The following is a 26355-nucleotide window of genomic DNA, read 5'->3' as shown; positions in this document are numbered from 1 at the left end:
GCCGAGGTAGAACCCTGGTCCGCCGAGGTAGTACCGGGGTGATGACCCCGGTACTACCTCGGCGAACCCCGGTACTACTTCGGCGGACTGCGGTACTACCTCGGCGACGCGCGGGGTCAGCCGCAGGTGTGGGCGTCGTAGGCGACGTCGTAGGGCGTCGTGGCCGGGGCGCCGTCGAGCACGGCCGTGCCGGTGACGGTGACCGTGCCCGCGGGGACCGACGTCGCCCGCGTCGCGAACGACTGGTAGGCGTTGGCTCCCGGGGCCACGGCCGTGAACGTCTTCGTGCCGTAGGGGGTCGTGAGGGTGACGTCGGCGGGCACGTCGCCCGCGTTCGTCGCCCGCACCGCGACGTAGACCTTGCCCGCGAGGCACCGCGGCGTGGCCTCGACCGTCAGCTCGACCGCCGGGGCCGGCGACACCTCGACCGGGTCCACGCTCTCGAGCGTCGGCACGACCTTCTGGATGAGGCCGTCGTCGCCGAACGTCAGACGGTCGATCGTCGTCTCGCGGTTCGTCCCGTTGCCGCCCGGGATCGCGAACCGGTGGTACGCGATGTACCAGTCGTCCGTGCCCTCGACGTTGAGGATCGAGCTGTGCCCGGTCCCGAGGATGCCCTGCGAGGCGTCCTTCTCGAGGATCACGCCGCGGTACGTCCACGGGCCCTCGATGCTGTCCGACGTCGCGTAGCCGACGCGGTAGTTCTCCGAGCCCGTGTCGTCGATCGAGTACGTGAGGTGGTAGACGCCGTCCCGGTAGTTGAGGAACAGGCCCTCACGGAAGTCGGTCAGGCCGGGGATCCGCCGCAGCGTGTCCTGCTTGATCGACGTCATGTCGTCGCCCAGCTCGGCCATGACCGGGCCGTTCGACGGCCCGCCGTTGCCCCACAGGAGCCAGTACTTCCCGGTCTCCGGGTCGCGGAACGCGGCCGGGTCGATGGCCTGGCCGGACGTGACCGCCTCGCCGTTCGTGATCATCGCCGTCGGCTGCGCGGTGAACGGCCCCTCGGGGCTGTCGGCCACCGCGACGCCGATCGTCTTGCGGTCGTACGTCGGGTTGTGGCCGGAGAAGTAGAACCAGTACTTCCCGTCCCGCTCGATGATCGTGGGCGCCCACGCGTTGCCCGTCGCCCACGGGACGTTCCCGTTCGCGCCGTCGAGCGTGAGGAACGGCTGCTCCGAGCGCTCCCACGTCACGAGGTCGGTCGACTTCCAGACGTAGAAGTCCTTGCCGCCCCACCCCGGGGTGCCGTCGGTGGTGGCGTAGAGGTAGAACGTGTCGCCGAACTGCGCGATGTTCGGGTCGGCGTACGTCCCGGGGAGCACGGGGCTGCCCATGACCTTCGCCTGGACCGTCCACGTGCGCGACGACCCGTCCGGTCCCGTGACGGTGTACTCCACGGGCTGCGTGAAGTCCTGCACCGAGCCGTTCTCGGGTGCCACCGTCGCGCGCGGCGACACCGTGAGGACCGGCGCGAGCGCGGAGACGTCGGTGCCCGGCTCGACCGCGAGCGTCACGGTCGAGCTCGCCCCGTCGACGATCGCCGGGACCTTGAGCGCGTCGAGCTCGGCGCCCGTGACGGCCGTGTGGTCGGCGCCGACCTGGTAGGCCTCGTCGGCGGTCAGCGCGCGGTCGTAGACCCGGAAGTCCCGCACCGAGCCCTTGAGGTAGCGGTCGCCCGAGTACAGCGAGCGGCCGATGTAGTTGGCGAGCGTCGAGCCGTTCCCGATGTCCTTCGGGTCGATCGTGACGCCGGTCTGGCGGCCCACCTCGACGCCGTCCTCGTAGAGCACGGCCGTCGTCCCGGACAGCGTGTACGTGAGGTGCTTCCACACCCCGCGCTGGAGGTTCGCGTTCTTGGTGACGGTCTGCTCGGTGGTCCAGTTCCCCGTCGCGATCGACGTGCGGTACGCGTCGCCCGTCGTGAACAGGTACCCGTCGCCAGCGGTGCCGCTCGTGTTGCCCAGGCCGTAGATGAAGTACGGCGTCGCCTGGTCCGTGGCGACCTTGACGTCGAGCGCGACCGTGACGTCGGTCAGGCCCGCGAGCAGGTGGTCCGGCAGGTCGACGTAGTCGTCCGTCCCGTCGAGGGTCACGCCCTCGCCCGTCCCGGAGAACGACGCGCCGTTGGCGAGCGTCGCCGGGCCGAACGACGACCCGGGCGCGGTGTTCGCCGCCGACGTGCCGCTCGTCTCGTCGAGCGCGTACCGCACGACGAGGCCCGGGATCTCCGTGGTCACCTCGACGGCGACGTACGCGGTGTGCGACCCGTCGGCCGTGGTCGCCGTGACCAGCGCGTGGCCCTCCCCGACGCCCGTGACGAGGCCGTCGGCCGAGACCGTGGCGACGTCCGCGTCGTCCGACGCCCACGTGATCGCGCGCGCCGTCGCGTTGGCCGGCGTGACGGTCGCGGTGAGCTGCCGCGTGCCGCCGACGCCCACCTCGAGCGACTCGGGGGTGACGCTCAGGCCCTCGACGGGCACGACGTCGTCGGTCACGGTGACGACCGCGCGGGCCCGGACGCTCACGCCGCCGCCGACGGTGCCCAGGACCTCGAACGAGCCGGCCTGCGCGTACGACGCCGGGTCGACCGCGTCCCACGTGACGTCCACCGAGCCCGTGGACCCGTCGGCGAAGCGTGCCGTCACGGTCGCCGGGAGCACCGGCGCGGAGCCGGTCTGGACGGTCACGGCGACGTCGTCGACGGACTCGACGAACGCGTCGGGCTGGTAGGTCTTGAGCAGACGGTCGTACTCTGCCTGCGTCACCGGGAGCACCGTGCCGTGCCGCGGGCGCGACGGCATCTCGTAGTCGGTCGACATGGTCCACTCGGCCGCGTCGAGCGAGGTCGACTCGAACGGCACGTAGCCGCGGCCTCCGAACTCGTCGATGAAGAGGTACCACTTCTCCTCGGTGTTCGACTTGAAGATCGTCGGCCCCTCGCCCTGGTTGATCCCGCCGCCGAGCGAGTTCGCCTTGCCGATGCAGTCGGTGATGAACTCGTAGTCCGTCGAGCGCAGCTCGGTCGCCTTCTCCGCGAGGATGAACTTGGAGCACGGCGTGGACGACGTGTTGTTCCGCTCGTCCTTGGTGAACCGGTAGTACTGGCCGTCGTGCTGCGTCACGGTCGAGTCGATCACCGAGTAGCCCGGGTCGACCCACACCTGCGCCTCGCTGAAGGTCACGAAGTCTCGGGTCGTGGCGTACATCATGCGGTTGTACGTGTTGCCCGTGTGGTCGGGGTCGTCCTCGGCGTAGAGCTTGGACGCCCAGAACACGACGTACGCGCCGATGGTCTCGTCGTAGTACGCCTCGGGCGCCCACGTGTTGCCCGCGGTGTCGGGCGAGACCTGGACGAGGCGCTGGTCGGTCCAGTTCACGAGGTCCGTGGACTCCCACACCATGATCGACTTGGAGCCCGTGCGCTGGGACGCGTCCCAGTCCCCGTTGCCGTAGATCTTGAGGTCGGTCGCGATCTGGTAGAACTTGTCGCCCTCGGGCGACCGGATGATGAACGGGTCCCGCAGGCCCTTCTCCCCCAGCTCCGACGTGAGGACCGGCTTGTTGTCGTTGAGGTTCTGGTACTTCAGCGGGTCGTTGCCCTGGCTGAGCCCGAAGTAGACCTGCTCGCCCGTGGCGGTGCCCTCGCCCACGAAGTAGGAGAACAGGTAGCCCGCGAGGTCCTCCTGCTCGGGCAGCGGGGGCACGTGCGCCTCGAGCTCGCGCGTGGCGGTGGCGGCGCCGACCGTCACCGTCGCCGTGAGCGTCACGGTCTCGGCGTCCTCGCCGTGCGCGGGGCGGGTCACCTCGCCCGTCGGGGTGATCGTGCCCGACGACGACGCCCACGCGACGCCCGCGCCGTGCAGGCCCGTCGTGGGCAGGGTGAGGTTGCCGCGCACGTCGTCGAGGTTCGTCACCTCGAGCGCGGCGGCCGCGGCGTCGGCCTTCGCCTGGTCACCGTCTCCCGGCAGGACCGTGACGTCGAACGTGCGCGTCTCGGTCGCGCCGCGGAGCGTCACCGTGGCGGTGAGCGTCGCCGTCGCGGGCTCGTCGCCCGCGGGGCGCGTGACCGCGCCGCTCGCCGAGACGACGCCCTCGTCCGAGCTCGTCCACGCGACGGCGGAGCCGCCGACGCCCTTCGCGGGCAGCGCGAGATCCGTGACGACGGCGCTCGTGTCTCCCAGGTCGAGCGCGGCCGCGTCGGCCGCGACCGCGTCCTGTGCTGCGGCGGACGCGAGGTCGGCGACCTCCTGCGCGGTGAGCGCACGGTCGTAGAGCCGGAAGTCCTTCATGCGGCCCTTGAAGAGGTTGTCGGCGGCGTAGGCCGACTTGCCGAGCGCGTTCGCGGTCGTCGTGCCGCCGCCGATCGCGCCGGGCGTGATCGTCACCGCGGTGTTCTGCCCGACCTGCGCGCCGTCCTCGTACAGCCGCGCGGTGCCGCCGCCGAGCGTGTACGTGACGGTCTTCCACACGCCGCGCTGCAGCGCGGCCGCGGGAGTCTTGACGGTGTTCTGCTCGCGGCCCCACGCGAGGTCGGAGATCGTCGCGCGGTAGCTCGCGTTGCCCGTCGAGAAGAGGTATCCGTTCCCCGACTGCGGGCTCCCGACCGCCGGGTTGCCGAGGGTGTAGAAGAAGTAGTTGCCGCTCAACGACGCGTCGACCCACACGTCGGCGCTCACCGTGACGGCGTCGTAGCCGGCCAGGAGGTCGTCCGGGAGGTCGACGTGGTTGGACCCGCCGAAGGTCAGTCCCTGGCCCTCGCGCCACCCGCCGCCCGTGCCGACGAGCGTGGCGTCGAGGCCGTGGCCGGACGCGTCGTGCGCGACCGTGCCCTCGGTCTCGTCGAGCGGGAGCCACAGCCGGAGCCCGTCCGCGGTCGGCTCGGCCGCCGTCGGGACCGGAGCGGGCGCCGTGGGCAGCGGGCCGGCGGCCGCCGCGCCCACGGGCGCGAGCGGTGCGACCAGCGCGAGGCCGAGCAGCGCGGCGAGCGAGCGGCGCCGGCGTCGGGCGCGGGGCTCCGCGGGCGTCGGGGGTGGTTCGTGGCGTGAGGTCATCGGTGACTCCTCGTCGTCGTGCCCGGCGTCGGCGCCGGTCGCGGGTCCGCCGTCGGACGCGCGTGTGAACGCTAACATGTGAGCGCAAACATGACCAGGGCCTCCTGTGCCGACAACGATGTCGAACTGCGACGAGCCCTCCCGCGGCCCCGCGGAGCAGCGGCCCGGCGCGCCCGCGGACGGTCCGCCGCACGTCCCCGGCCGTCGCCCGACGACGTCGCCCGGACGTCGACGGCGGCCCGCACCACCGGGTGTGGTGCGGGCCGCCGTCGGTCACCGTGCGGGTCGTCGCGGAGCGTCAGCCGCAGGAGAGGTCGCCGTAGGCGGCCTCGTGCGCGGTCTCGACCGCGGTGCCGTCGAGCACCGCGGCGCCCGTGGCGCTCGCGAACCCGGCCGCGAGCGACGCGGACCGCGCCGCGAACGACTGGTAGGCGTTCGCGCCCGGCGCGACGTCCTCGGCGACGCGCGTGCCGAACGGCGTGGCGAGCGTGACGTCGGCCGGGACGTCGCCCAGGTTCGTCGCGCGCACCGCCACGTACGCCTTGCCCGCGAGGCAGCGGGCGGACGCGGTCACGTCGAGCTCGACGGCCGGGCCGGCGGCGTCGGCCGCGAACTCCCACGTGTCCACCTCGACGAGGTCGACGCCCGCGGGGCCGACGAACGTGAAGTACACGTCGTGGACGCCGCTCACGCCCTCGAGGGCGGCGGTCACGTCCGCCCACTCGCCCACGGGGGTGTCGAGGTCGAGGGTGCCGACCACGGCCCCCTCGCGGTCGTCCAGGCGCACCTCGACCGTGGCGCCCTCGACGAGCGGCTTCACGCGCGCCGTGACGCTCGCGGCACCGTCGCCGAAGTCGACCGAGGACAGCGCCGACCAGTCGCCGTCGTCCACGTCGCGGACGACGAGGTTCGGCGCCTGCGTGCCGAACTGCGCCGAGCCGCCGTCGACCTTCGCCGTGGCCAGGCCCTGCTGCCAGGCGAAGGTCTCCGCCTCGATCACCCGGAACGGGTCGAGGTCCTTGACCTGGTCCACGCCCGCGTAGTCGCCGACGACCTGCTGGACCGTGCCGTCCGCGTTGAACGTCAGCTCCTGGATGTGCGGGCTGCGGTAGCCCTGCGTGGTGCTGCCGTTGATGCGCTTGTTGAGCGTCGGTGCGTGGTACGTGAAGTAGTACTTGCCGTCGAGTTCGAACACCGACTGGTGGTTGTTGCCGCCCGTGCCCGCGCCGAAGAACTGCGACTGGTTCGGGAACATCACGCCGGCGTACGTCTCCTTGGGGAACGACATCGGGTCGTCGGAGATCATGTAGCCGATCTGCCCGCCGCCCGGGTACCCCGGGAGCGTGGCCTGGTTGCCGCCGAAGTCGTTGCCGCCGAAGTGCGACGAGTACGACAGGTAGTACTTGCCGTCGCGCTCGAAGACCTGCGCCGCCTCGAACGCCACCGGAGCGTCCACGACGGCCGCCGTGCCCTGCGTCGAGACCATGTCGTCGCCGAGCTCGATGACGCGGATGTTCTTCGGGTTGTTGAACCGCTCCGCCGCGGGCATCGACGTCGACGCCGGGCCGCCGCCGAAGTAGAGGTACGCGCCGTCGTCGGTGACGAGCGGCGCCGGGTCGAACTTCCAGGCCACGGCCTCGGCGCCCGGGGTGCGCCCGTCGATGAGCGTGCTGTCGCGCTCGCTCGTCCACGGCCCGAGCGGCGACGCGCCCGTGATGACGTTCGACGACCCGCCGCCGTTGGCGTAGTAGAGGAAGTACTTGTCGACGCCGTCGACCGTCTTCTTCGCCATGCCCGGCGCCCACGAGTTGTTCGTGAACGGCGCGACGCCCTGCGGCCCCGCGACCTGGATCTCGCCGTGGTCCGTCCAGTTCACGAGGTCCTCGGACGAGATGAGCGTGATCTGGTTGATGCTGCCGTAGTTGATCTGCGGCGAGACGCCCGTCACCGGGTCGGGGGCGTAGCCCTGCGTGTCGTTCGTCATGTACATGTACACGCGCCCGTCCTCGACGAACCCGAACCCGTCGGCCCCGAACTTGTGGGAGATGAGCGGGTTGTGCTCGCCGGGCACCTTGCCGAGCACCTCGATCGTCTTCGAGGGCGGCCCGGGCGGGGCCGCGCCGACGACGGAGACGTCGTCGAGCACGAAGTCCATGAGGTGCGTCGCCGGGTCGGCGGACGGGTTGCTCGTCCACGGCGTCTCGAAGAACAGCCGCGCGGTGCCGACGTTCTGGTCGGCCGGGATCGTGAACCGGCCGTCGAACGTCGCCCACTGGCCCTTGGTCGCGGTGACGCTCACCAGGTTGGTGTACGTCCCGCCGCCGTAGTGCATCGTGGCGAAGAACTGCTTGGTGGCCGGGGCCGCGGCGGCGTCGTAGCGGATCTTCGCGGTGAGCTCGTACGTCTCACCCGCGCGGACCTTGCCGCTGAGGTCCTGCATCGGGCCGGAGCCCGTCGTCGCGCGCTCGGTGGTGAGCACGGCGGCCTCGCCCGAGAACGCCTGGTCGGTCGTCGACAGCACGGCCTTGTCGGTCGCGTTGCCGTTGTTGACGAACCAGCCGGTCGTCCCGTCCTCGAAGCCGCCGTTGACGATCAGCTCCTCGTCCGCGGCGTACGACGGCAGCGCGGCCAGCGACGCGGAGAGCAGCGTCGCGAGCGCGGCTCCGGCGACGGCGCCGCGCAGGCGACGTCGTCTGCGGTGGTGCGTGTCCATGGATCCTCCTCGATCGATGTGGTGCGCGTCCGCGCGCCTCGCGCGGACGGTCGTGCCCGACGGCGGTCCCCCGCCGTCGTCCTGCGTCCTCCCTCCTCTCGTGCCGACCCGGCGAGCAGCCGGGGCGGCCCACCGGGTCGGCCGCGGTCAGCGGCCGTACGACACCGCGCGGGTCGTCGTCACCGCGTCGGTCGAGCGCGTGACGGTGACCGTGGCCTCGCCGGCCGGGGCCTGGCCGAGCCGGCTCGCGAACGCCTGGTACGCGTTCGCGCCAGGCTCCACGCCGGCGAAGGTCCGGCTGCCGTACGGGGTGCTCACGACGACGTCCACCGGGACGTCCTCCTCGTTCACCACGCGCACGGCCACGTAGTCCTTGCCGGCGAGCGCGCGAAGGCTCGCCTCCGCCGCGAACGCGACGCCCTGGGTCGGGGCGGGCTCCAGCGACGCGACGGCGAGCGCGAGCGCCCGTGCGGGGGCGTCGGCCTGGTTCTGGGTCGACGGCGCGGTCGTCGACCGCGCCCAGGCGAGCGCCTGCTCGACCGCGGCCCAGGAGTCCGGCGTCCAGCCCGTCGGGTCGAGTCCCTCGGCCTCGGCGACGACGGCGTCGAGCGCCGTCCGGTCGGCGCCGCCGTCCGCGTCGAGCACGTCGCTCAGGAGGAAGTGGTCGAAGTCGACGTGCCCCCCGGTCTGCTCCTTCGCGTAGGAGAAGAGGCCGAACCGGTAGCCCATGAAGTGGGACAGGCTCCAGTCCATGACGAGCGGCCCCTGGCGCGGCCCGAGCGGCTGCCACGTGCGCCCGTCGAGGCTGTAGGAGTACTGCACCCAGAGCTGGCCGTCCGGCGAGGCGAAGTCGGCGTCCGCCTTGAGGTGCACGTCCGTGCGCTCGCCGAGCGGGACCTGCGAGCCGGGGACGAACGACTCGACCGCCTCGCGGTCGATCGTGTCCGTGAACGGCTGGAGCCGCGTGACGAGTCCCAGCGTGCGCTCGCCGTCGACCTGCTGGATCCCCGCGTACGCGAAGCTGCGCCCGTAGACGGCGAGGCCGGCCACGTCGCCGTCGCGCATGCCGGACACGTCGAGGCGGGTCTCCGCGGAGGCCGTCGGCCCGAACGTGCGCTGACCGAGCGTGTTGCGCGCCTCCTCGAGATAGGTGAGGTCACGCCCGGGAGCCTTGGTGTACTCCGCCTCGCCGGTCACCACGTGCCCGTTGGTCAGGCGCAGCCAGCCCTCGCGCTCGGTGAGCGACCAGTACCGGTTGTCCGGTGCGTGGTTCCACTGCCAGGCGAGGTCGAGGTCCGAGCCGTTGTACGACACCTCCTCGAGCGTGGGCGTCTCGACGTCCGGCGCGCGGCCGACCACGGACACGTCGTCCAGCAGGTACTCGACGCTCGACGACGGCGGCTGCGGGTTCGCCCACGGCGTCTCGACCGCGAGCTTGAACGCGCTCACGTCCGTGCCGGCCGGCACCGTGTAGGTGCCGCTGACCGTGGTCCACTCCCCCGGGGTCGCGTCCGCCCAGGCCAGGGTCTTCACGCCCGCGCCCCAGTCGCCGACGAGGTTGAAGCGGACCTGCGCGGGCCCGGTGGCGTACCGGACCCGGGCCGAGACCTCGTAGGTCACGCCCGCCTGGATCTTCCCGCCGAGCTGCTGGTTCGGTCCCGACCCGTTGAGCGTCCGGCCGCTGACGCGCAGCGCCGCCGCCCCCGACGCCGGGCTGCTCCGGTCGAGCGCCAGGGTCGCCCCGAACTGCGCGGCCCAGGGCGCGGTCGTCGCGTCCTCGAACCCGGGGTTGGCGACGAGCTCGACGCCGAGCAGGGACTCGTCGTACGTCGGAGGCTCCGGGACCTCCCAGACGGTGTCGCTGAACGCGCGGTGCTCGGCGTCGTTCGCGAAGTCGTCGGAGGCGACGATGCTCTTCAGCCGCTCGCGTCGCTCGGTCGCCTCGTCGAGAACGATCGGCTTGGCGAACGTGTCGCCGACGCGGACGACGCCGTCGTCGCCGAACGTCGGCCAGCCGTCCTCCCACGTCGCCGGGATGAGCGCGGGGATGCGGCCGAGCGGGTAGGTGTCGCGGAAGAACATCCCCCACCACTCGTAGCCGCCCGCGCCGTCGGGCACCTCGACGAGCCCGCCCTGGGCGAAGCCGTCCGAGTTCAGCGCGCTGCGCGCCTCGTACGGGTTCGACCCGTCGGCGGTCTCGTAGCGCCCCAGGAGGTGCGGAGAGCGGAAGAGCACCTCCTGCCGGTTCTGGCCGCTGGGCCACGTGATGATCGCGACGTAGTACTCGCCGTCGATGTAGTGCACCTGGGCGCCCTCGAACAGCCCGCCGATGAACCGCTCGCCCGCGTAGTCCTCGGCACGGAAGATGTTCGGGAAGTCCGCCTCGATCGCGGTGAGGTCGTCGTTCAGCCGGACGGCGCTCGTCGCGCCCGAGCCGTAGAAGATGTACGGCGTCCCGCCGTCGGCCTCGTCGAAGAACAGCGACGGGTCGTGGAACCCCCGGCCGAGCGCCGTGCGCTCCCACGCGCCGTGCTCGACGTCGTCCGTGCGGAACAGGTAGGACCCGCCCAGGTCGTTGGTGTTGAACACCACGTAGAAGGTGCCGTCGTGGTAGCGCAGCGACGACGCCCACTGGCCGTTGCCGTAGCCGTTCCGACCGTTGCGCAACGACGACACGTCGCCCACGCCGAGCCGGTCGTAGACGTACCCGACGATCTCCCAGTTCACCAGGTCGTAGGACTTCATGATCGGCGCACCCGGAGCGAGGTGCATCGTCGTGCTGATCATGTAGTAGACGTCGCGCCCCTCGTCGCTCTCGGCGGCGGGCACGCGCGCCACCGAGATGTCGGGGACGTCGCTGCGCAGCAGCGGCACGCCGTACGTCCCGTCACCGCGGTCGGTCGTGGTCAGTCCGGTGATCGTGCCTGCTCCCCCCGGTGCGTCGTCCGACTCGCCCGGCACCACGGCGGACGCCGTGCTCGCGCCGAGCGCGAGCACCCCCGCCAGCGCCGCGGCGACCACGGTCCTCACCTGTCTGCTCATCTCGTTCTCCTCCTCGTCGAGGTCGTGCTCGGATCGTGCGGAGATCGGTCTCGACCGATATCGACCTCCGGCGCCGCCGGGGAGGGCCCCGGTTCGCCGAGGGAGCCCAGGGCTCGCGGCCCCGGCACTCCCTCGACGAACCCTGGTGCTCCCCCCGGCGGACTGCGGTTCTAGGCGCAGGCGCGGGCGTCGACGGCGACGTCGTACGCCGTGGTGACGGGTATGCCGTCGACCACCGCCGTGCCGCTGACGGTGACGACACCCTCGGGCACCGACGTCGCGCGCGACGCGAACGACTGGTACGCGCGCGCGCCCGGGGCGACGGCCGTGAACGACCTCTCCCCGAACGGCGTGGTCAGGGTGACGTCCGCCGGCACGGCGCCCGTGTTCGTCGCCCGCACGGCCACGTAGGCCTTCCCGGCGAGGCAGCGCGAGGACGCCTCGACGTCGAGCGGCACGACGGCCGCCGTCCCGGGCACGATCTGGACCGTGTACGTCGTCGCGGTCACGTGGTCCTGCGCGACGCCGACGACCTCCACGGTCCGGGCGCTCCCGTCCGCGGAGAGCGGCACGACCCGACCCTGCGTGTCGTCGACCAGCACGCCGTCGACGCGCACGAGGCCGCTCGGCACGTGCGGGTCGGCGTCGAGCACGACGCTCGTCGTGCCCTCGGGCACGGTGAGCGTGTAGTCCGTCACCGCCGGGTCGAACGCGGGTGCGAGCGACCCCGTGTCGAAAGCGAGCGCGGCGAGCCCCGGTGTCGTGTCGTACGTCGCGGCGCGGTCGACACGCACCCCGAACACTCCCCCGGCCCAGCCGCCCGTCGCCTGGAAGCGCACGGTCACCACGGGGATGCGCTCACCGTCCTCGTCGAGCACGTACTCGCCCGCGCTGTCGACCTTCCAGCGCGTGCCCTCCCCGATCTCGAGGTACTTCGCGGGGAGCTGCGTCGTGTCGACGTAGAACCCCTGCTCGTCCTTGGTCGGGGCGTTCGCGACGGTGGTGATCGTCTTCAGCTTCTCGTCGTTGACGTACACGTCGAACACGCGGCCCTGGTCGCCCGAGTAGAGCGTGACACCCAGGTGGTTCGACGTCGACGCCGGGTCGATCATCAGGTCGTAGCTGAACCAGCCGGTGCCGTTCGCGTGGCGGAACTGGCGGCCCGAGAACGTCCCGACCGACGACCCGCTCTGCTGGAGGTTCTTCGCGTTCTCGAAGTTGTTGTCGTCGAAGCTCGTGAGGCTGTCGACGGTGCGGTCGGCGTCGCGCAGCTCCTGCTTGGCGCGCAGGATGCGCTCCTGCGACGCCGCCGAGTCCGGCTCGTCGAGGTCGAGGTAGAGCCCGTAGGTCACGTCCCAGTTGGTGTGGTGGGGCGTGAACACGAGGTCGCCGCCGTCGGCGGTGTTGCGCAGACGGAGCTGGATCCGGCCGTCCGCGTCGTCCTCGACGCGCACCAGGTTCTCGGTGATGCGCTCCTTCCACTCGTCCGCGCCCATGCCGGCGGCGGTGATGGTGGTCTGCGCGTCGGCATCGCGCGTCGACGAGCGCACGAGGATGCCCGTGCTCTGCGACGCCGGCTCCGGCACCTCGCCGAGGTCCGCCGACAGGACGACCGGCCCGTACCGGAAGGCGACGAAGTACGGGTTGTCGGGGGTGTCCACGACGGACGCCGCCATCGGCATCGTGTACCGGACGACGTCGCCCGCGGCGACGGGCAGCACGACGTACCCGCGCGACACGTGCGGCTCGACGGCGGCGCCGTTCACCTCGACGCCCGGGTCGCCGGCGATCCACGACGGCACGCGCAGGCGCAGGGTCGCGCCCTCGGCGACCGCACCGCCCTCGAGCGCGTCGACACGGAAGGTCACCGTGTCCTCGTTCGGCAGGTTCGCCTCCTGCGTGAGCCGCAGGTTCTGCTCCGCGTGCTCGACCGTCGAGGAGAAGAACATGTTGACCCACACGGAGCCCTGCCCGGTGAAGTAGATCGAGTCACCGAGCTTGGAGAAGTTCTCCATGCCCGTGCCGGTGCAGCACCAGAACTCGGTGAACGGCAGGTTGTACACGCGGTGGTAGCCCGAGGCCATGGGGTTGAAGTACGTCGTCGTCCCGGTCTCGGGGTTCTGCGACGCGAGGATCGTGTTGATGAACGCGTTCTCGTAGTAGTCCGCGTACCGCACGTCCTTGCTCAGCTTGAACAGCTCGCGCGCGAGCTTGAGCATGTTGTACTCGTTGCACGTCTCGGCCGTCTCGGCGTTGCGCGCCGTGCCCTGCTCGGCCGCGTGCTCGTGCAGCGAGCCGGGTGCGTGGAAGTGCTCCGCCTGGCTGTTGGCCCCGGTGACGTACGTGTGGTCGCGCACGACGATGTCGAAGAAGTTCTCCGCCGCCGCGAGGTACATCGGCAGCTCGTCCTTCTCCGCCGGGGTGAGCAGGTCGTAGTACTCGGGGTTCTGCGTGAACACGCGGTAGCGCTTGAGCGCGCCGAGCAGCTTGGGGATCTGCGTGTTGGCGTGCTTGCCCGGGAGCACGTCGTGGCCCGCGGCGAGCTGGCGGAAGAACGCGACCTCGTCGAACGCCTCGGCCGCCTCCTTGATGCGCACGTCGCCCGTGAGGTCGAACAGCTCGTACAGCGCCTCGTTCATGCCGCCGTACTCGGTGCGCAGCATGACGTCGGTGCTCGGCAGCTTCGAGACGCGTCCCTCCACGTACAGGCCGAACTCCGTCGCGACGGCGAGCGCCTGGTCCCCGACCGGCCCGTCCACGTACTCGGCGACGTCGAGCAGCCCCGCGAGCACCTTGTGGAGGTTGTACCAGGGCACGATGACGTTCTCGTCCGACGTCCCGGTGCCCTGCACCTGGTCGAGGATCGACTCGCGGAACGCGGACACGTACCCCGCGGAACCGGGGTGGGCCGCCGCGTAGGCGTCCTGCACGCGCGAGAGCCCCCCGACCGCCTCCTCGATCTCGGTGAACAGCGCGTCCTTGGTCGCCGGGTCCTGCGTCGACGACCACGACATGGCGAGCGCGGACATGTAGTGGCCGAACGCGTGGCCGCGGAAGTTCACGGCGTTGCTGCGCTCCCAGCCGCCGTAGCCCGCCGGCGTCGTCGGGGTGAGCCCGCCGACCTTGTAGAACTCGTAGAGGAACGTCTCGGAGTCGAGGCTCAGCAGGTACTCGTGCTCCTTCGCCGCGGCGTTCTGGAGGAAGTCGTCCGAGAGCAGCACCGACGGCAGCGCCGTGTCCTCGAGCGGCGTCTCGTCGACGAGCGCGGGCACGACGACCTCGAGGTCGCGCGTCACGGGCTCCCCGTCGAGGTAGCGCACCGTCGCCGTGAGCGTCACGTGCGCGTCGTCCTCGCCGATCGCCGGCCGGACCACGGTCCCGTCGGTCGCGACCACCTCCGGGTGCGACGACCGCCACGTCACGGTCGACCCGCGCGAGCCCGTCGTCGGCAGCACGAGCGCGACGGTCGCGCGCTCGGGCAGCGACAGCGCGTCGGCGTCGTCCTGCGCGATGGCGTCGCGGTCGACCGTGCGCCCGCTCTCCTCGTAGAGCCCCACGACGTCGCCGAGGCCGGCGACGGCGTCGTACACGCGGTAGTCGTCGAGCGCCGCCTTGAGGTAGGCCCCGTTGTACTCCGGCCCGTTGAACCCGATCGTCTTGGGCAGCGCCGGGTCCGAGCCCAGCACGCCGGTCGCGTCGCCGCCGACGGCGTTCGCGACCGTGGACGGCACCTTCTCGCCGTTGCGGTAGAACGCGACGTCCTTGGTCGCGTGGTCGTACGTGACGACGACGTGCGTCCACTCGTCCGCGGGGAAGAACGCCGCGCGGTCGGAGCTGGCCACCCGCACCTTGTACGGCTGGCCCGACGCCGGCCCGACGGACAGGGCGAGCGGCACGGTGTCCGACTCGCTCGACAGGTACCAGCCGTCCGAGTTGTACGCGCGCTTGTTCCACGTGATGACGTGCTCGCCCGACAGCCTCCCGCTGGGCTCCACCCAGAACGAGAGCGTGAGGTCCTCGGGCTGCAGCGCGGTGGAGGTGCCGAGGTCGAGGTACGTGCTCCCGGCGAGGCGCAGCGCCTGCCCTCTCCCGTCGACCCCGTCGACGTACGAGTAACCGGTGGGCGGCGAGCCGTCGTGGCCCTTCAGCGTCACGGGGTGGGCGAGCGCGCCGGAGTCGGCGACGTCGCCGTCGAACGCGAGGTCGAGGACGGGCGCGGGCAGCGCGTCGGCCGCGACGGCGGACGGCGCCCACGTGGTCAGGGCGAGCGCGGCGGCGGCCGCCACGGCGGCCAGCCGGGTCGCGCCGCCGGGTCGACGGCGGACGCCGTCGGTCGGTCGGGGGTGCATCGTTGCTCCTCAGGGTCGCGCGCGGGCGTCGTCGCCCGCGTGTGGGAGGTCGAACAGGTGGTCACGCGACGGCGTCGTCGCGCGGTCGTGCGAGAGCGGCCCGCGCACGACGCGCGGGCCGCGCCCTCGTGGCCCGCCGGACCGGCCACGAGGGAAGCAGGCACTCGCGAAGGAGGACCGGCGGTCGCGAGGTAGGGCTCGAGGCCTCTCCCCCGCGACCAGAGGTCCTCCCTCGCCGGGTCAGCCGCAGTCGAGCGCGTCGTAGGGGACGTCGAGGGTCGCGGTGACCTGCTCACCGTCGACCACCGCCGTGCCCGTGACGGTCGCGGTGCCGGCCGGGGCCGACGTCGCGCGCGCCGCGAACGACTGGTACGCGTTCTTGCCGGGCGCCACGTCCGCGAACGCCTTCTGCCCGAACGGCGTCGCGAGCGTCACCGAGACCGGGACGTCCTCGCCGTTCGTCGCGCGCACGGCGACGTACGCCCTGCCCGCGAGGCAGCGCGGCGAGGCCTCGACCGCGAGGTCGAGCTCGGGCGCCGCGTCGGACGCGTGCAGCCGGACGAACGTGATCGAGTGCGCGGGGAACTCGTAGGAGAACTCCTCGCCGACGCCCGACAACGTCCGCTCCACCGGGACGACCCGCTCGGGGTCGGCCTTGGTGTTGGTGTCCGACGGCGCGCCCACCATCTCCGTGACCGTCGCCTCGGACGCGATGCCCTCGGAACCCTCGACGTGCACCTGCGTGCGGGCCGCGGTCGCCGTCGGGTTGACGACCTTGACGACGACGTCGCCCGTGTCGTCGTCGCGCGTGACGACCTGGTAGAGCGACTTGGTCGACGGCTGCTCGTAGGACATCTGGAGCTCGCCGTCGAGGTAGAGCTCGATGGTCGAGCCCTCGACGACGACCTTGACGTGGTACGGCTGGCCGGCCTCGATGCTGTGGTTCTCGACGGCCTTCACCTCGTTGGCGCTCCCGCCCGACGCGCGCTGGAGGGCCTGGCGGGTGTTGTTCCAACCGCCGAGGTTCCACCAGTAGTAGTCGTTCGGGCCGCCCGCGGCGAAGCCGACGAGGAAGCCCTCGGCGCCGGAGGTCTTGCGCGCGTCGAGCTCGAGCGTGTAGCTCGACCAGTCCTTCGCGTACGCACCGGCGACGATCGACCGGGCGTCGGTGACGTTCGTCGCCGACTGCACGTAGGCGCCGTCCTGCGCGGCCCACGTGCCGGCCTGCGGCTCCCACCGGTCGGCGCCGGACTCGAAGTCGTCCGAGAAGAGCACCTCGCCGCTCGCGTTGTCGGTCACGCGGACGTTGTCGTACTGCGCGGCCGTGTTCCACGTGGAGAGGAACACGCCGCCGTCGACCGTCGCGTCGGCCGGCACCGGGCCGGAGTGCGTGCTGGGCACCACCTCGTCACCGGCGTTCGCGGAGAACAGCTGCTGGACGTAGTAGTTCACCGAGCCCCACGACTCGTCGTTGTCGAACCAGATCGCGTCGGGCGACCACTGGACGTACGACTCGTTGGCGAGGAGCGGTGCGTACGACGCGAGCCGGACGACGTCGGAGTTGCGCTCCAGACCGGTCATGAACGACGCCTCCGCGAGCGCGTTGGCGAACGTGTTGCCGCGCGACGCGTACTCGCCGAGGAACACGTGCGGCCCCTCGCGGTCGTAGGAGTCGTAGCGCTCGTCGTTCTCGAGGAACCACTGCGGGTCGTTGTAGTAGTGCTCGTCGACGAGGTCGACGTCCTGCTCGCGGTTGAACTCCCAGAGCTCGTCGAAGCGCTGTCCGGCGTCGTCCGGGCCGGAGTTCGAGATGATCTGGATGTCCGGGTAGGCGGCCGCGATCGCGTCGCGGAACGCCGGGAAGTTGGCCTCGAACGTCTTCGTGTTCTCCTCGTTGCCGAGCCCGATGTACTTCAGGCCGAACGGCTCGGGGTGGCCCAGCTCGGCGCGCACGGCGCCCCACTCGGTCGTGACGTCGCCGTTCGCGAACTCGATGAGGTCGACCGTGTCGTCGACCCAGCGCTGGATCTGCGCGGGGTCCTTCATCTCGGGGATGGTGCTGCCGCAGCCGTTGGCGCCGACCGACACCACGGGCAGCGGCGTCGCGCCGAGGTCCTCGGCGAAGAGGAAGTACTCGAGGTACCCGATGCCGTACGACTGGTTGTAGCCCCAGAAGTTCCAGTTGGTCGCGCGCTCCTCGACCGGGCCGATCGTCTCCTTCCACTGGTACGTGCGGCGACGGTCGGTGAAGCCCGACTCCTCGTACGAGCGGAACGTGCCGACGTTCGTCACGCAACCGCCGGGGAAGCGCAGGAACTGCGGGTCGAGCGCGTCGATCTTCTCCGCGAGGTCCTTGCGGAGCACGGACTTCCCGTTCACCGGGCCGACCCACGTGTCCTGCGGGAAGAGCGAGACCTGGTCGAGAGCGAGCGTGCCCGCCGCGCCGGAGAGGAGCGCGAGGCGCCCGGCGTTCGTCGTGCCGGTCGCGGTGAGCGTGACGTCGTACTTCTTCCACGCGTTCGAGCCGTCGACCGCGACCTGGCCGGACGCGTACGCCGTGGTCCCGGCAGCGTCCTCGACGCGCACGGTGACGGTCTGCGCCGTCGCCGACCGCGCCCAGACGGAGAAGTCGTACGACTCCCCCTCCTCGACGAACAGGCCCGTGTTGTATCCGGCGTTGCGCACCCGGCGCCCGCGGCGGTCGTCGTGAGGGCGAGATAGCTGCGGTTCGTCGCGTTGAGCCGCCCGGCGTCGTTCACGACCTGCGTCGTCGCCGTGGCCCCGCCCCTGTTCGCGGTGCTCCACGCGGTGAGGCCGGTGAAGGACCCGTTGTCCTGGTTGTTGAACTCGAACGACCGGTTGCGCACGAGCTCGGCGTACAGGCCGCCGTCGGCCGCATAGTTGATGTCCTCGTAGAAGATGCCGTACAGCTCGTCGCTCATCTCGGTGCGCTCGCCGGCGAGGTCCACGGTGATCTCGTGGTCCGCGCTCGTGGCGGGCGTGATCCTGAGCTTCGTGGCTGCCTCGCGCGGGCCGAGCACGAGCGCGCCGTCGGACGCACGCACGCCGGCGTACAGCCCGGGGTCCGCCGCGCTGCGCAGCCAGACCTTGCCGCCACCCGCGTCGGTGAGCCGCAGCGCGGCGGCCTCCTCGCCCGCGGCTCCGAGGGAGAGCCGGGACGAGCCGGAGACGACGACGGGCCGGCCGCCGACGGCGAGCGTCACCGGGGACGCGCCCTCGGCGCCGTCGACCGCCGTCGCGTCGAGCGCGACCGTCGTCGCGGGGCGCTCGTCGTCGAGAGCGAGGCCGTCGTCGGCCGCCACGAGGTACCGCGCCTCACCCGGGCCCACGAGCGTGAACGCGCCGTCGGGGACCTGGTCGGCGCCCTCGGCGGTCTCGAGCGCGACGTAGTCGAACACCGCGGTGTGCGCCGCGCCGTCCTGCGCGGCGAGCGCGTAGAGACCGACCTGCGTGGTCGGGAAGTCGACCGTGACGGAGCCCGCCGGCTGCCACGCGGTGCCGTCCCAGTAGGACGTGGTGACGGTGTCGCCCGTGCGCTGCATGCGTAGCGTCTCGCCCGTCGACCCCGGGCGGTCGGTGAACGCGGCCGCGGAGAAGACGCCGCCGGTCTCGACGTCGTTCTCGATCGCGCGGCCCGAGGGCGACAGGTCGCCCACGAACGTCAGGCCGGAGCGGACGTAGTTGTCCATGTCCTGCCACGCGATGAGCCCCGCGCCCTGGTAGACGGAGGCGACGGGCGCCTCGAGCCGGGTGACGACGGTGAAGTCGCCGGCGGGCACGTCGAGCAGGACGACGTTCTTGGCGCTGTTCGCGTCCTGGTAGGTGTCGCCCGGCTGGGACGTGAGCCGCAGCGCCCCGCCGGAGACGGCGAGCGCCTCGGGGACGGGGTTGACGACGGTCCAGTCCGCGTCGAGCGCGGCGCCGTCGAACGTGTCGACCCGCGCGCCGTCGGGCAGGTCGGGCTCCGCGGCGGAGGCGGGCAGGGACGTCGCGAGCGCGACGGTGCCGACCATGCCGGCCACGAGCGCGAGCGCGACCGCACGTCGGCGGCACGCCGTTCCGGGCCGTGGAGGGTGAAGGGACGTATCCATGGGCTTCCTCTCTTCGTCGAGAGACACGCACCATTGCGTGTGAGCGTTAACAGGATCGTGACCGAGCCTAGTGTGAACGCTCACATTCGACAAGGGTCGTGTCGTGACACTCCGTCGCCCGGGCACGCGCCCGGCCGACCCAGGGGTGCCGGCCCCCGCCCAGCTCCGGTGATCCCCGGGCGCGACGCCCGGGCAGACGGCCGCGGTGCCGGGCCTCACCCGCACGACGTCGCACGACGTCGCAGGGCGGCCCGGCACCGCCGGCTCACCTCCGCCTGACGACCAGCACGCGCTGCAGGATCACGAAGACCAGGAGCAGCACGCCGATGACGATCTTGGTCCACCACGAGCTCAGCGTGCCCTCGAAGGTGATGATCGTCTGGATGAGACCGAGCACGAGCACGCCCAGCACGGACCCGAGCACGAAGCCCGTCCCGCCCGTGAGCAGCGTGCCGCCGATCACGACCGCCGCGATCGCGTCGAGCTCCATGCCCACGCCGGTGAGCGAGTAGCCGGACCGCGAGAACATCGCGAAGAGCAGGCCGCCGATGCCGGCGCACGTGCCGCTCACCACGTACACGAGCACCTTGGTGCGCGCGACGGGCAGGCCCATGAGCATCGCCGACTGCTCGCCGCCGCCGATCGCGTAGACCGTGCGGCCGAACTGCGTGTAGTGCAGCACGTAGAACGCGATCGCGACGACCACCAGCGCGATGATGACCGCGGTCGTGATGCGCCAGCCGTCGCCGAACTGCTGGCTCCAGCCCGCGAGGGACACGAACGACTCGTCCGTGATCGGGATCGACTGGAGCGAGATCACGTAGCACAGGCCGCGCGCGAGGAACATCGCCGCCAGCGTCGCGATGAACGGTTGGATGTCGAACACGTGCACCATCAAGCCGACCGCGAGGCCGAGGACGGTCCCGATGAGGACCGAGATGAGGAGCACGACGGCGACCGGCCACCCGCTCTGGAGCAGGGACGCCGTGGTGATGCCCGAGAGCGCCACGACCGCGCCGACCGACAGGTCGATGCCCCCCGTGAGGATGACGAAGGTCATCCCGACCGCGAGCACGATGAGGAACGAGTTGTTGATGAACAGGTTCGAGACGACCCGGGCCGAGAGGAAGTTCTCGTACCGGCTCCCTCCCACGACGAGCATGAGCGCGAGCACGGCGAACGTGCCGAGGACCGGGAGGTAGCGCCGGTCGAGGCGGACGCGGCTCGTGAGTCGCTCGGTCATGGACGGGCCTCCGGGAGCGGCGGAACCGGCACCCCGCGGGTCCGGGGGCGAGGTCGGGGCAGGGGTCTGCACGGCGGACATCAGGCGCTCACCTCCGCGGCCGCGGCGGCCGTCGGGGCCGCGCGACGTCGTCGGGCGGCGACCAGGTCGCGCACCTTCGGGGACTGCGCGAGGCAGACCGCGATGACGACGATCGCCTTGAACAGGGGCGTGACGGACGGCGAGATGCCGAGCATGGTCACCGTGAGCGTGAGCGTCTGGATGATGAGGACGCCGACGAGCGTGCCCGAGAGCGAGAACTTGCCGCCCGCGAGCGACGTGCCGCCGATGACGACGGCGAGGATCGCGTCGAGCTCGATGAACAGTCCGGCGTTGTTCGCGTCGGCCGCCATGGTGCTCGACGAGATCATGAGGCCGGCGAGGCCCGCGAAGAGCGCGCACACCGCGTACACGGTCCAGATGATGCTGCGCGCCTTGACGCCCGCGAGGCGGCTCGCCTCGGGGTTGATGCCGACGGACTCGATGAGCATGCCGAGCGCGGTGCGGCGCGTGAGCAGCGCGACCGCGGCGAAGACCAGGCCCGCGAGCACGACCGCGACGGGGACCCCGAACCAGAACCCGGAGCCGATCGCCTTGTACGGCGCGCTGTTGACCGTCGTGATCTGACCGCCCGTGATGAGCATCGCGACGCCGCGGCCCGCGGTCATGAGCACGAGCGTCGCGATGATGGGCTGGATCCCGAGGACCGAGACCAGGAAGCCGTTCCACACGCCGAGGACGAAGGACAGCGCGAGCGCGATCCCGACGGCGACCAGGACCGTCGTCAGGCTGTCCGGCGAGGGCGACGACGCGATGAAGCTCAGCGCCACGGCGCCGGAGATCGCGACGACCGCGCCGACCGACAGGTCGATGCCGCGGGTCGCGATGACGAGCGTCATGCCGAGCGCGACGAGCAGCAGCGGCGCCCCGTTCTTCAGCAGGTTGACGAGCGACCCGAACAGGTGGCCGTCCTGGAGCCGGACCGACAGGAAGCTGGGCCGGTTGATCGTGTTGACCGCCAGCAGCAGGACCAGCGCGACGATCGGCCAGAAGAGCCGGTGCTGGACGGCGCGCTGCCAGGCGGGTGTCGTGGTGCTCATGACTCCTGCCCTCCGCTCGCGATGAGCTCGACGACGTCCTCGACCGTGACGTCCTCGTCGTTGGTGATCTCCGCGACCTTGACGCGGTCGCGCATGACGGCGATGCGGTGGCTGAGCCGCAGCACCTCCTCGAGCTCGGCCGAGATGAAGACGACCGACATGCCCTCGGTCGAGAGCTGGGCCACGAGCTTCTGGATCTCGGCCTTGGCGCCGACGTCGATGCCGCGCGTCGGCTCGTCGAGGATGAGCAGCTTGGGGGCCGTCGCGAGCCAGCGCGCGAGGAGCACCTTCTGCTGGTTGCCGCCCGAGAGGTTCTTGATGAGAGCGTCCGGGTTCGCGGGGCGGATCGCGAGCGCCTTCATGTACGTCTCGACGATCTCGTCGACCTGCTTCTTCGGCAGGCGTCGCGCCCAGCCCCGCTCCGCCTGGAGCCCGAGCACGATGTTCTCGCGGATCGTCAGGTCGCCCACGATGCCCTCGGCCTTGCGGTGCTCCGAGGAGAAGGCGATCTTGCGCTGCATCGCGCTGCGCGGCGTGCGCAGGCGCGCGAGCGTGCCGCCGACGCGCACCTGGCCGCTGTCGGCGCGGTCCGCGCCCGCGAGCAGCCGGGCGAGCTCCGTGCGGCCCGAGCCGAGCAGGCCCGCGAGGCCGACGACCTCGCCCGGGTACACGTCGAGGTCGAACGGCTGCACGGAGCCCTTGCGGCCGACGCCGAGCGCCTGGACGAACGGCGTCGCCTCGCGGTCGGCCACCGAGCGCTTGGGTGCCTCCTCGAGCTCCTCGAGCACCTCGAGCGAGGTGCCGATCATCTTGGAGACGAGCTCGAGGCGCGGGAGCTCGGCCGTGACGTACTCGCCGACGAGCTTCCCGTTGCGCAGGACCGTCATGCGGTCGGAGATCTCGTACACCTGCTCGAGGAAGTGCGAGACGAAGAGGATCGCGACGCCCTCGTCGCGCAGGCGGCGCACGACGGCGAAGAGCTGGGCGACCTCGTCCGCGTCGAGGCTGGACGTCGGCTCGTCGAGGATGAGGACCTTGCACTCGACGACGAGCGCGCGGCAGATCGCGACGAGCTGCTGCACGGCGAGCGAGTGGGAGGCGAGCGACGACGCCGGGTCGAGGTCGAGGTTGAGGCGGGCGAGCATCTCGCCCGCGCGGCGACGCGTCGCACGCCAGTCGATCGCGCCGAGGCGGCGCGGCTCGTGGCCGAGCATGATGTTCTCGGCGACCGAGAGGTTCTCGCAGAGGTTGACCTCCTGGTACACCGGCGAGACGCCGGCGGCCTGGGCCTCGCCCGGGCCCGAGAACGTGTGCTCGGCGCCGTCGACGACGATGCGACCGGAGTCGATCGAGTAGACGCCGGTGAGCGCCTTGATGAGCGTCGACTTGCCGGCGCCGTTCTCGCCCATGAGGGCGTGGACCTCTCCGGGCCGGAGCGTGAGGTCGACTCCGTCGAGCGCCTTGACGCCCGGGAACTCGATCGAGATCCCGGTCATCTCGACGACGGGCCGACCGTCGGGGACGGCGGTAGTCATGGGTGACCTTCCGTGCAGCGGTGGCGGCGGGACTGCCGGGCCCCGGGGCGCCTCAGGACGCCGGCGACGTCGGCATGCCGGCGGTGGTGCGTCGGCCGCGCGCCGGGGAGACGTGCTCTCCCGGCGCGCGACCCGTCCGTGGTGGCGGGGCCCGTCGGCGTCGACGGGCCCCGCCGAAGCGGTGCCGAGCGGGTCTCGGATCGCTCCGAGCGGTCCGCCCGGCTGCTCGCCGGTGCTTCTCAGTACTCGCGCGTCGGGAGCGCCTCGATGGCCTGCTCCTGCGTGAAGGACTCGTCCTTCACGACGATGCGCTTCTCGACCTCCTCGCCCGCGACGACCTTCTTGATGATCTCCGCCAGGTCCGGGCCGAGGAGCGGGTTGCACTCGACGATGAAGTTGATCTTGCCGTCGGCGAGCGCCTGCATGCCGTCCTTGACCGCGTCGACGGTGACGATCTTGATGTCCTCGCCCGGGACGAGACCGGCGGCCTCGATGGCCTCGATGGCGCCGAGGCCCATGTCGTCGTTGTGCGCGTAGACGAGGTCGATGTCGTCGTGCGCCTGGAGGAAGCCCTCCATGACCGTCTTGCCCTCGGCGCGCGTGAAGTTGCCGGTCTGCGAGTCGATGATCGTCACGTTGGGGTTGTCCTTCGTGGCGTTCTCGAAGCCGGTCTTGCGGTCGATCGCCGGCGCGGCACCCGTGGTGCCCTGGAGCTCGACGACGTTGATCGGCTCGGTCGCGACGTTCTCGGAGACCCACTCGCCGGCCATCTCGCCCTCGAGGACGAAGTCGGAGCCGATGAACGACTCGTAGAGGGTCTCGTCCTCGGAGTCCACGGCGCGGTCGGTGAGGATCACCGGGATGCCGGCCTGCTTGGCCTCCTCGAGCACCGCGTCCCAGCCGGACTCGACGACCGGGGAGAACGCGATGACGTCCACGCCCTGCGCGATGTAGGAGCGGATCGCCTGGATCTGGTTCTCCTGCTTCTGCTGCGCGTCGGAGAACTTGAGGTCGAAGCCGTTCTCGGCCGTGAGCGTGTCCTGGATGGACTTGGTGTTCGCCGCGCGCCAGCCGGACTCGGCGCCCACCTGCGAGAAGCCGACGACGATCGTGTCGCCGCTGCCGCCGTCGCCGCCCGCGTCGTTGCTGCTGCCGTCCGTGCTGCCGCCCCCGCTGCTGCACGCCGCGAGCGCGAGGACCGCCACGCCGGCGAGGACACCCGTCAGACGCGTGCGCGCCTTGGTCGTGCTGAACATGCTCTCCTCCTTGAGATGCGACCTCGGCGCCGTGCCGAGGGTCGTCGGGTCGTGCCAGCCCGCCATCGGGCTGTTGACTCTTGTTGATACATGTTTGCTTGTGTCAATGTCTAGCGGTGTCAGCACCCCTCTCGCAAGCCCCGACCCAGCATTCCGCATAACCGTTCGGTAACCGTTGCGGTCACCGCCCGGCACTGCGACGTGCCGACCCGCGGAGCCTGCCGTGGCGCTGAACGCCAGACCTGCGGATGTGATCGTTCACACCCTCCCGAGAGACGATGTTAGCGCTCACACGCGCGGAGGGGAAGCCGCCTCCCGTCACGGTTCGGTCACGACCCGAGGGCCGTGCCCGGACCTGCGCAGACGGCTTCCCCGAGACCCCTAGAGGCCCTGCGCGAGCCGGTAGTACACCTGGTTCCACCGCACCTGGTCGCGGAATCCCCGGCGCGTCGTGCTCTCGTCGATGACGAGCAGCTCGGTGCGCGCGATGTCGGCGAAGACCTCGAACGCCTCGATGCCCGCCGCCGTCGAGAGCACCGTGTGGTGCGCCCCGCCCGCGGTGAGCCACGCCTCGGCGGACGTCGCGAAGTCGGGGCGAGGCTCCCAGACGGCGCGTGCGACCGGCAGGTGCGGCAGCGGCGCCGTCGGAGCGACGACGTCGACCACGTTCGCCGTGAGGCGGAACCGGTCGCGCATGTCCGCGAGGGACACGACGACGCCGACGCCCGGGTCGGCGTCGAACACCATGCGGACCGGGTCCTCCTTGCCGCCGATCCCGAGCGGGTGGATCTCGACCCGAGGCGTCGACGTCGTCAGGGACGGGCAGATCTCCAGCATGTGGGCGCCGAGGATCTTCTCGCTGCCCGGCGTGAGGTCGTAGGTGTAGTCCTCCATGAGCGACGCGCCGCCGGGCAGGCCCTCGCCCATGACCTTCGCCGCGCGGACGAGCACGGCCGTCTTCCAGTCGCCCTCGGCGCCGAACCCGTAGCCCTTGGCCATGAGGCGCTGCACGGCGATGCCGGGGAGCTGGCGCAGGTCGCCCAGGTCCTCGAAGTTGGTCGTGAACGCCTTGGCGCCGACCGACTCGAGGAAGGTCTCGAGCGCGATCTCCTGCCGGGCCGCGTACCGCAGCGACGCGTGCCGGTCGCCGTCCTTGCGCAGTTCGGGGACCACGTCGTAGAGGTCCTCGTACTCCGCGACGAGCGCGTCGACGTCGGCGTCGGAGACCTCGTCGACCGCACGCACGAGGTCGTTCACGCCCCACGTGTTCACGCTCACACCGAACCGGAGCTCAGCCTCGGTCTTGTCGCCCTCGGTCACCGCGACGTTGCGCATGTTGTCGCCGAAGCGCGCCAGGCGCAGCTCGTGCGTCGCCGCCCAGCCCGCGGCGCCGCGCACCCACGAGCCGACGCGCGCCGTGACGGCGGGGTTCGACACGTGCCCGACGACCGTCGTCCGCGCCACGCCCAGCCGCGTCGCGACGTACGCGTACTCGCGGTCGCCGTGCGCGGCCTGGTTGAGGTTCATGAAGTCGAAGTCGATGGTGTCCCACGGCAGCTCGACGTTCGCCTGCGTGTGCAGGTGCAGCAACGGCTTGCGGAGCTGGTCGAGGCCCCCGATCCACATCTTCGCGGGGCTGAACGTGTGCATCCACGTGACGACGCCCAGCACGCGGTCGTCCGCGTTGGCGTCGAGCATCGCGCGCCGGATCGAGTCGGCGTCCTTGAGGACGGGCTTCCAGACCACGGTCGCCGGGACGTCGGGGGACGCGTCGAGGACGCGCGCGACCTCCTGGGACTGCTCGGCGACCTGCCGCAGCGTCTCCTCTCCGTACAGGTCCTGGCTCCCGGTGAGGAACCAGATCTCGCGGTCCGCGTAGGGCTTGCTCATGTCTTCCACATCTCTCGTCTCG

The 26355-nt window shown here is 71.4% G+C and carries 10 protein-coding genes and 1 pseudogene; all 11 read right to left on the bottom strand.

The window, feature by feature from the left end:
• Positions 1–116 precede the first annotated feature (116 nt).
• Positions 117–5054, bottom strand: coding sequence for a family 43 glycosylhydrolase (locus JN535_RS21070; protein WP_240201514.1), 4938 nt, complete (start codon positions 5052–5054; stop codon positions 117–119).
• 298 nt (positions 5055–5352) lie between these two features.
• Positions 5353–7767 (bottom strand): family 43 glycosylhydrolase, encoded by a 2415-nt coding sequence (locus JN535_RS19835; protein ID WP_205207530.1) that lies wholly within the window; start codon positions 7765–7767, stop codon positions 5353–5355.
• Between the two features lie 147 nt (positions 7768–7914).
• A complete protein-coding gene (locus tag JN535_RS19830) occupies positions 7915–10809 on the bottom strand; it encodes a family 43 glycosylhydrolase (protein ID WP_205207529.1) in 2895 nt (964 codons plus the stop codon).
• Between the two features lie 170 nt (positions 10810–10979).
• The gene (locus JN535_RS19825; RefSeq protein ID WP_205207528.1) at positions 10980–15158 is read right to left on the bottom strand and encodes a beta-L-arabinofuranosidase domain-containing protein; all 4179 of its coding nucleotides are present in this window, start codon (positions 15156–15158) and stop codon (positions 10980–10982) included.
• A gap of 240 nt (positions 15159–15398) precedes the next feature.
• Positions 15399–17843: an alpha-L-arabinofuranosidase C-terminal domain-containing protein gene (locus JN535_RS19820; RefSeq protein WP_205207527.1), complete on the bottom strand. Its 2445-nt coding sequence runs from the start codon at positions 17841–17843 to the stop codon at positions 15399–15401.
• A gap of 722 nt (positions 17844–18565) precedes the next feature.
• Positions 18566–19192: pseudogene (locus JN535_RS21065) on the bottom strand (DUF1349 domain-containing protein); the annotation flags it as partial.
• Between the two features lie 343 nt (positions 19193–19535).
• Entirely contained in the window at positions 19536–20513 is a 978-nt protein-coding gene (gene yjfF, locus JN535_RS19815) for a galactofuranose ABC transporter, permease protein YjfF (protein WP_162289825.1), read from the bottom strand.
• An 80-nt stretch (positions 20514–20593) separates the two neighbouring features.
• Positions 20594–21652, bottom strand: a complete 1059-nt coding sequence (locus JN535_RS19810) for an ABC transporter permease (protein ID WP_162289826.1) — start codon at positions 21650–21652, stop codon at positions 20594–20596.
• A complete protein-coding gene (locus JN535_RS19805) occupies positions 21649–23187 on the bottom strand; it encodes a sugar ABC transporter ATP-binding protein (protein ID WP_162289827.1) in 1539 nt (512 codons plus the stop codon). Before JN535_RS19805 ends, JN535_RS19810 begins: the two co-directional genes overlap by 4 nt.
• 239 nt (positions 23188–23426) lie before the next feature.
• A complete protein-coding gene (locus JN535_RS19800; RefSeq protein ID WP_205207526.1) occupies positions 23427–24443 on the bottom strand; it encodes an ABC transporter substrate-binding protein in 1017 nt (338 codons plus the stop codon).
• A gap of 381 nt (positions 24444–24824) precedes the next feature.
• A complete protein-coding gene (araA, locus tag JN535_RS19795) occupies positions 24825–26333 on the bottom strand; it encodes an L-arabinose isomerase (RefSeq protein ID WP_205207525.1) in 1509 nt (502 codons plus the stop codon).
• Positions 26334–26355: the final 22 nt, after the last annotated feature.

Origin of the sequence: Cellulosimicrobium cellulans, from assembly GCF_016921195.1 — a bacterium.
Classification (GTDB): Bacteria; Actinomycetota; Actinomycetes; order Actinomycetales; family Cellulomonadaceae; genus Cellulosimicrobium; species Cellulosimicrobium cellulans_F.
Note: the sequence above shows the minus strand (reverse complement) of the source record. Positions and strands in the feature narration are given on the sequence as shown.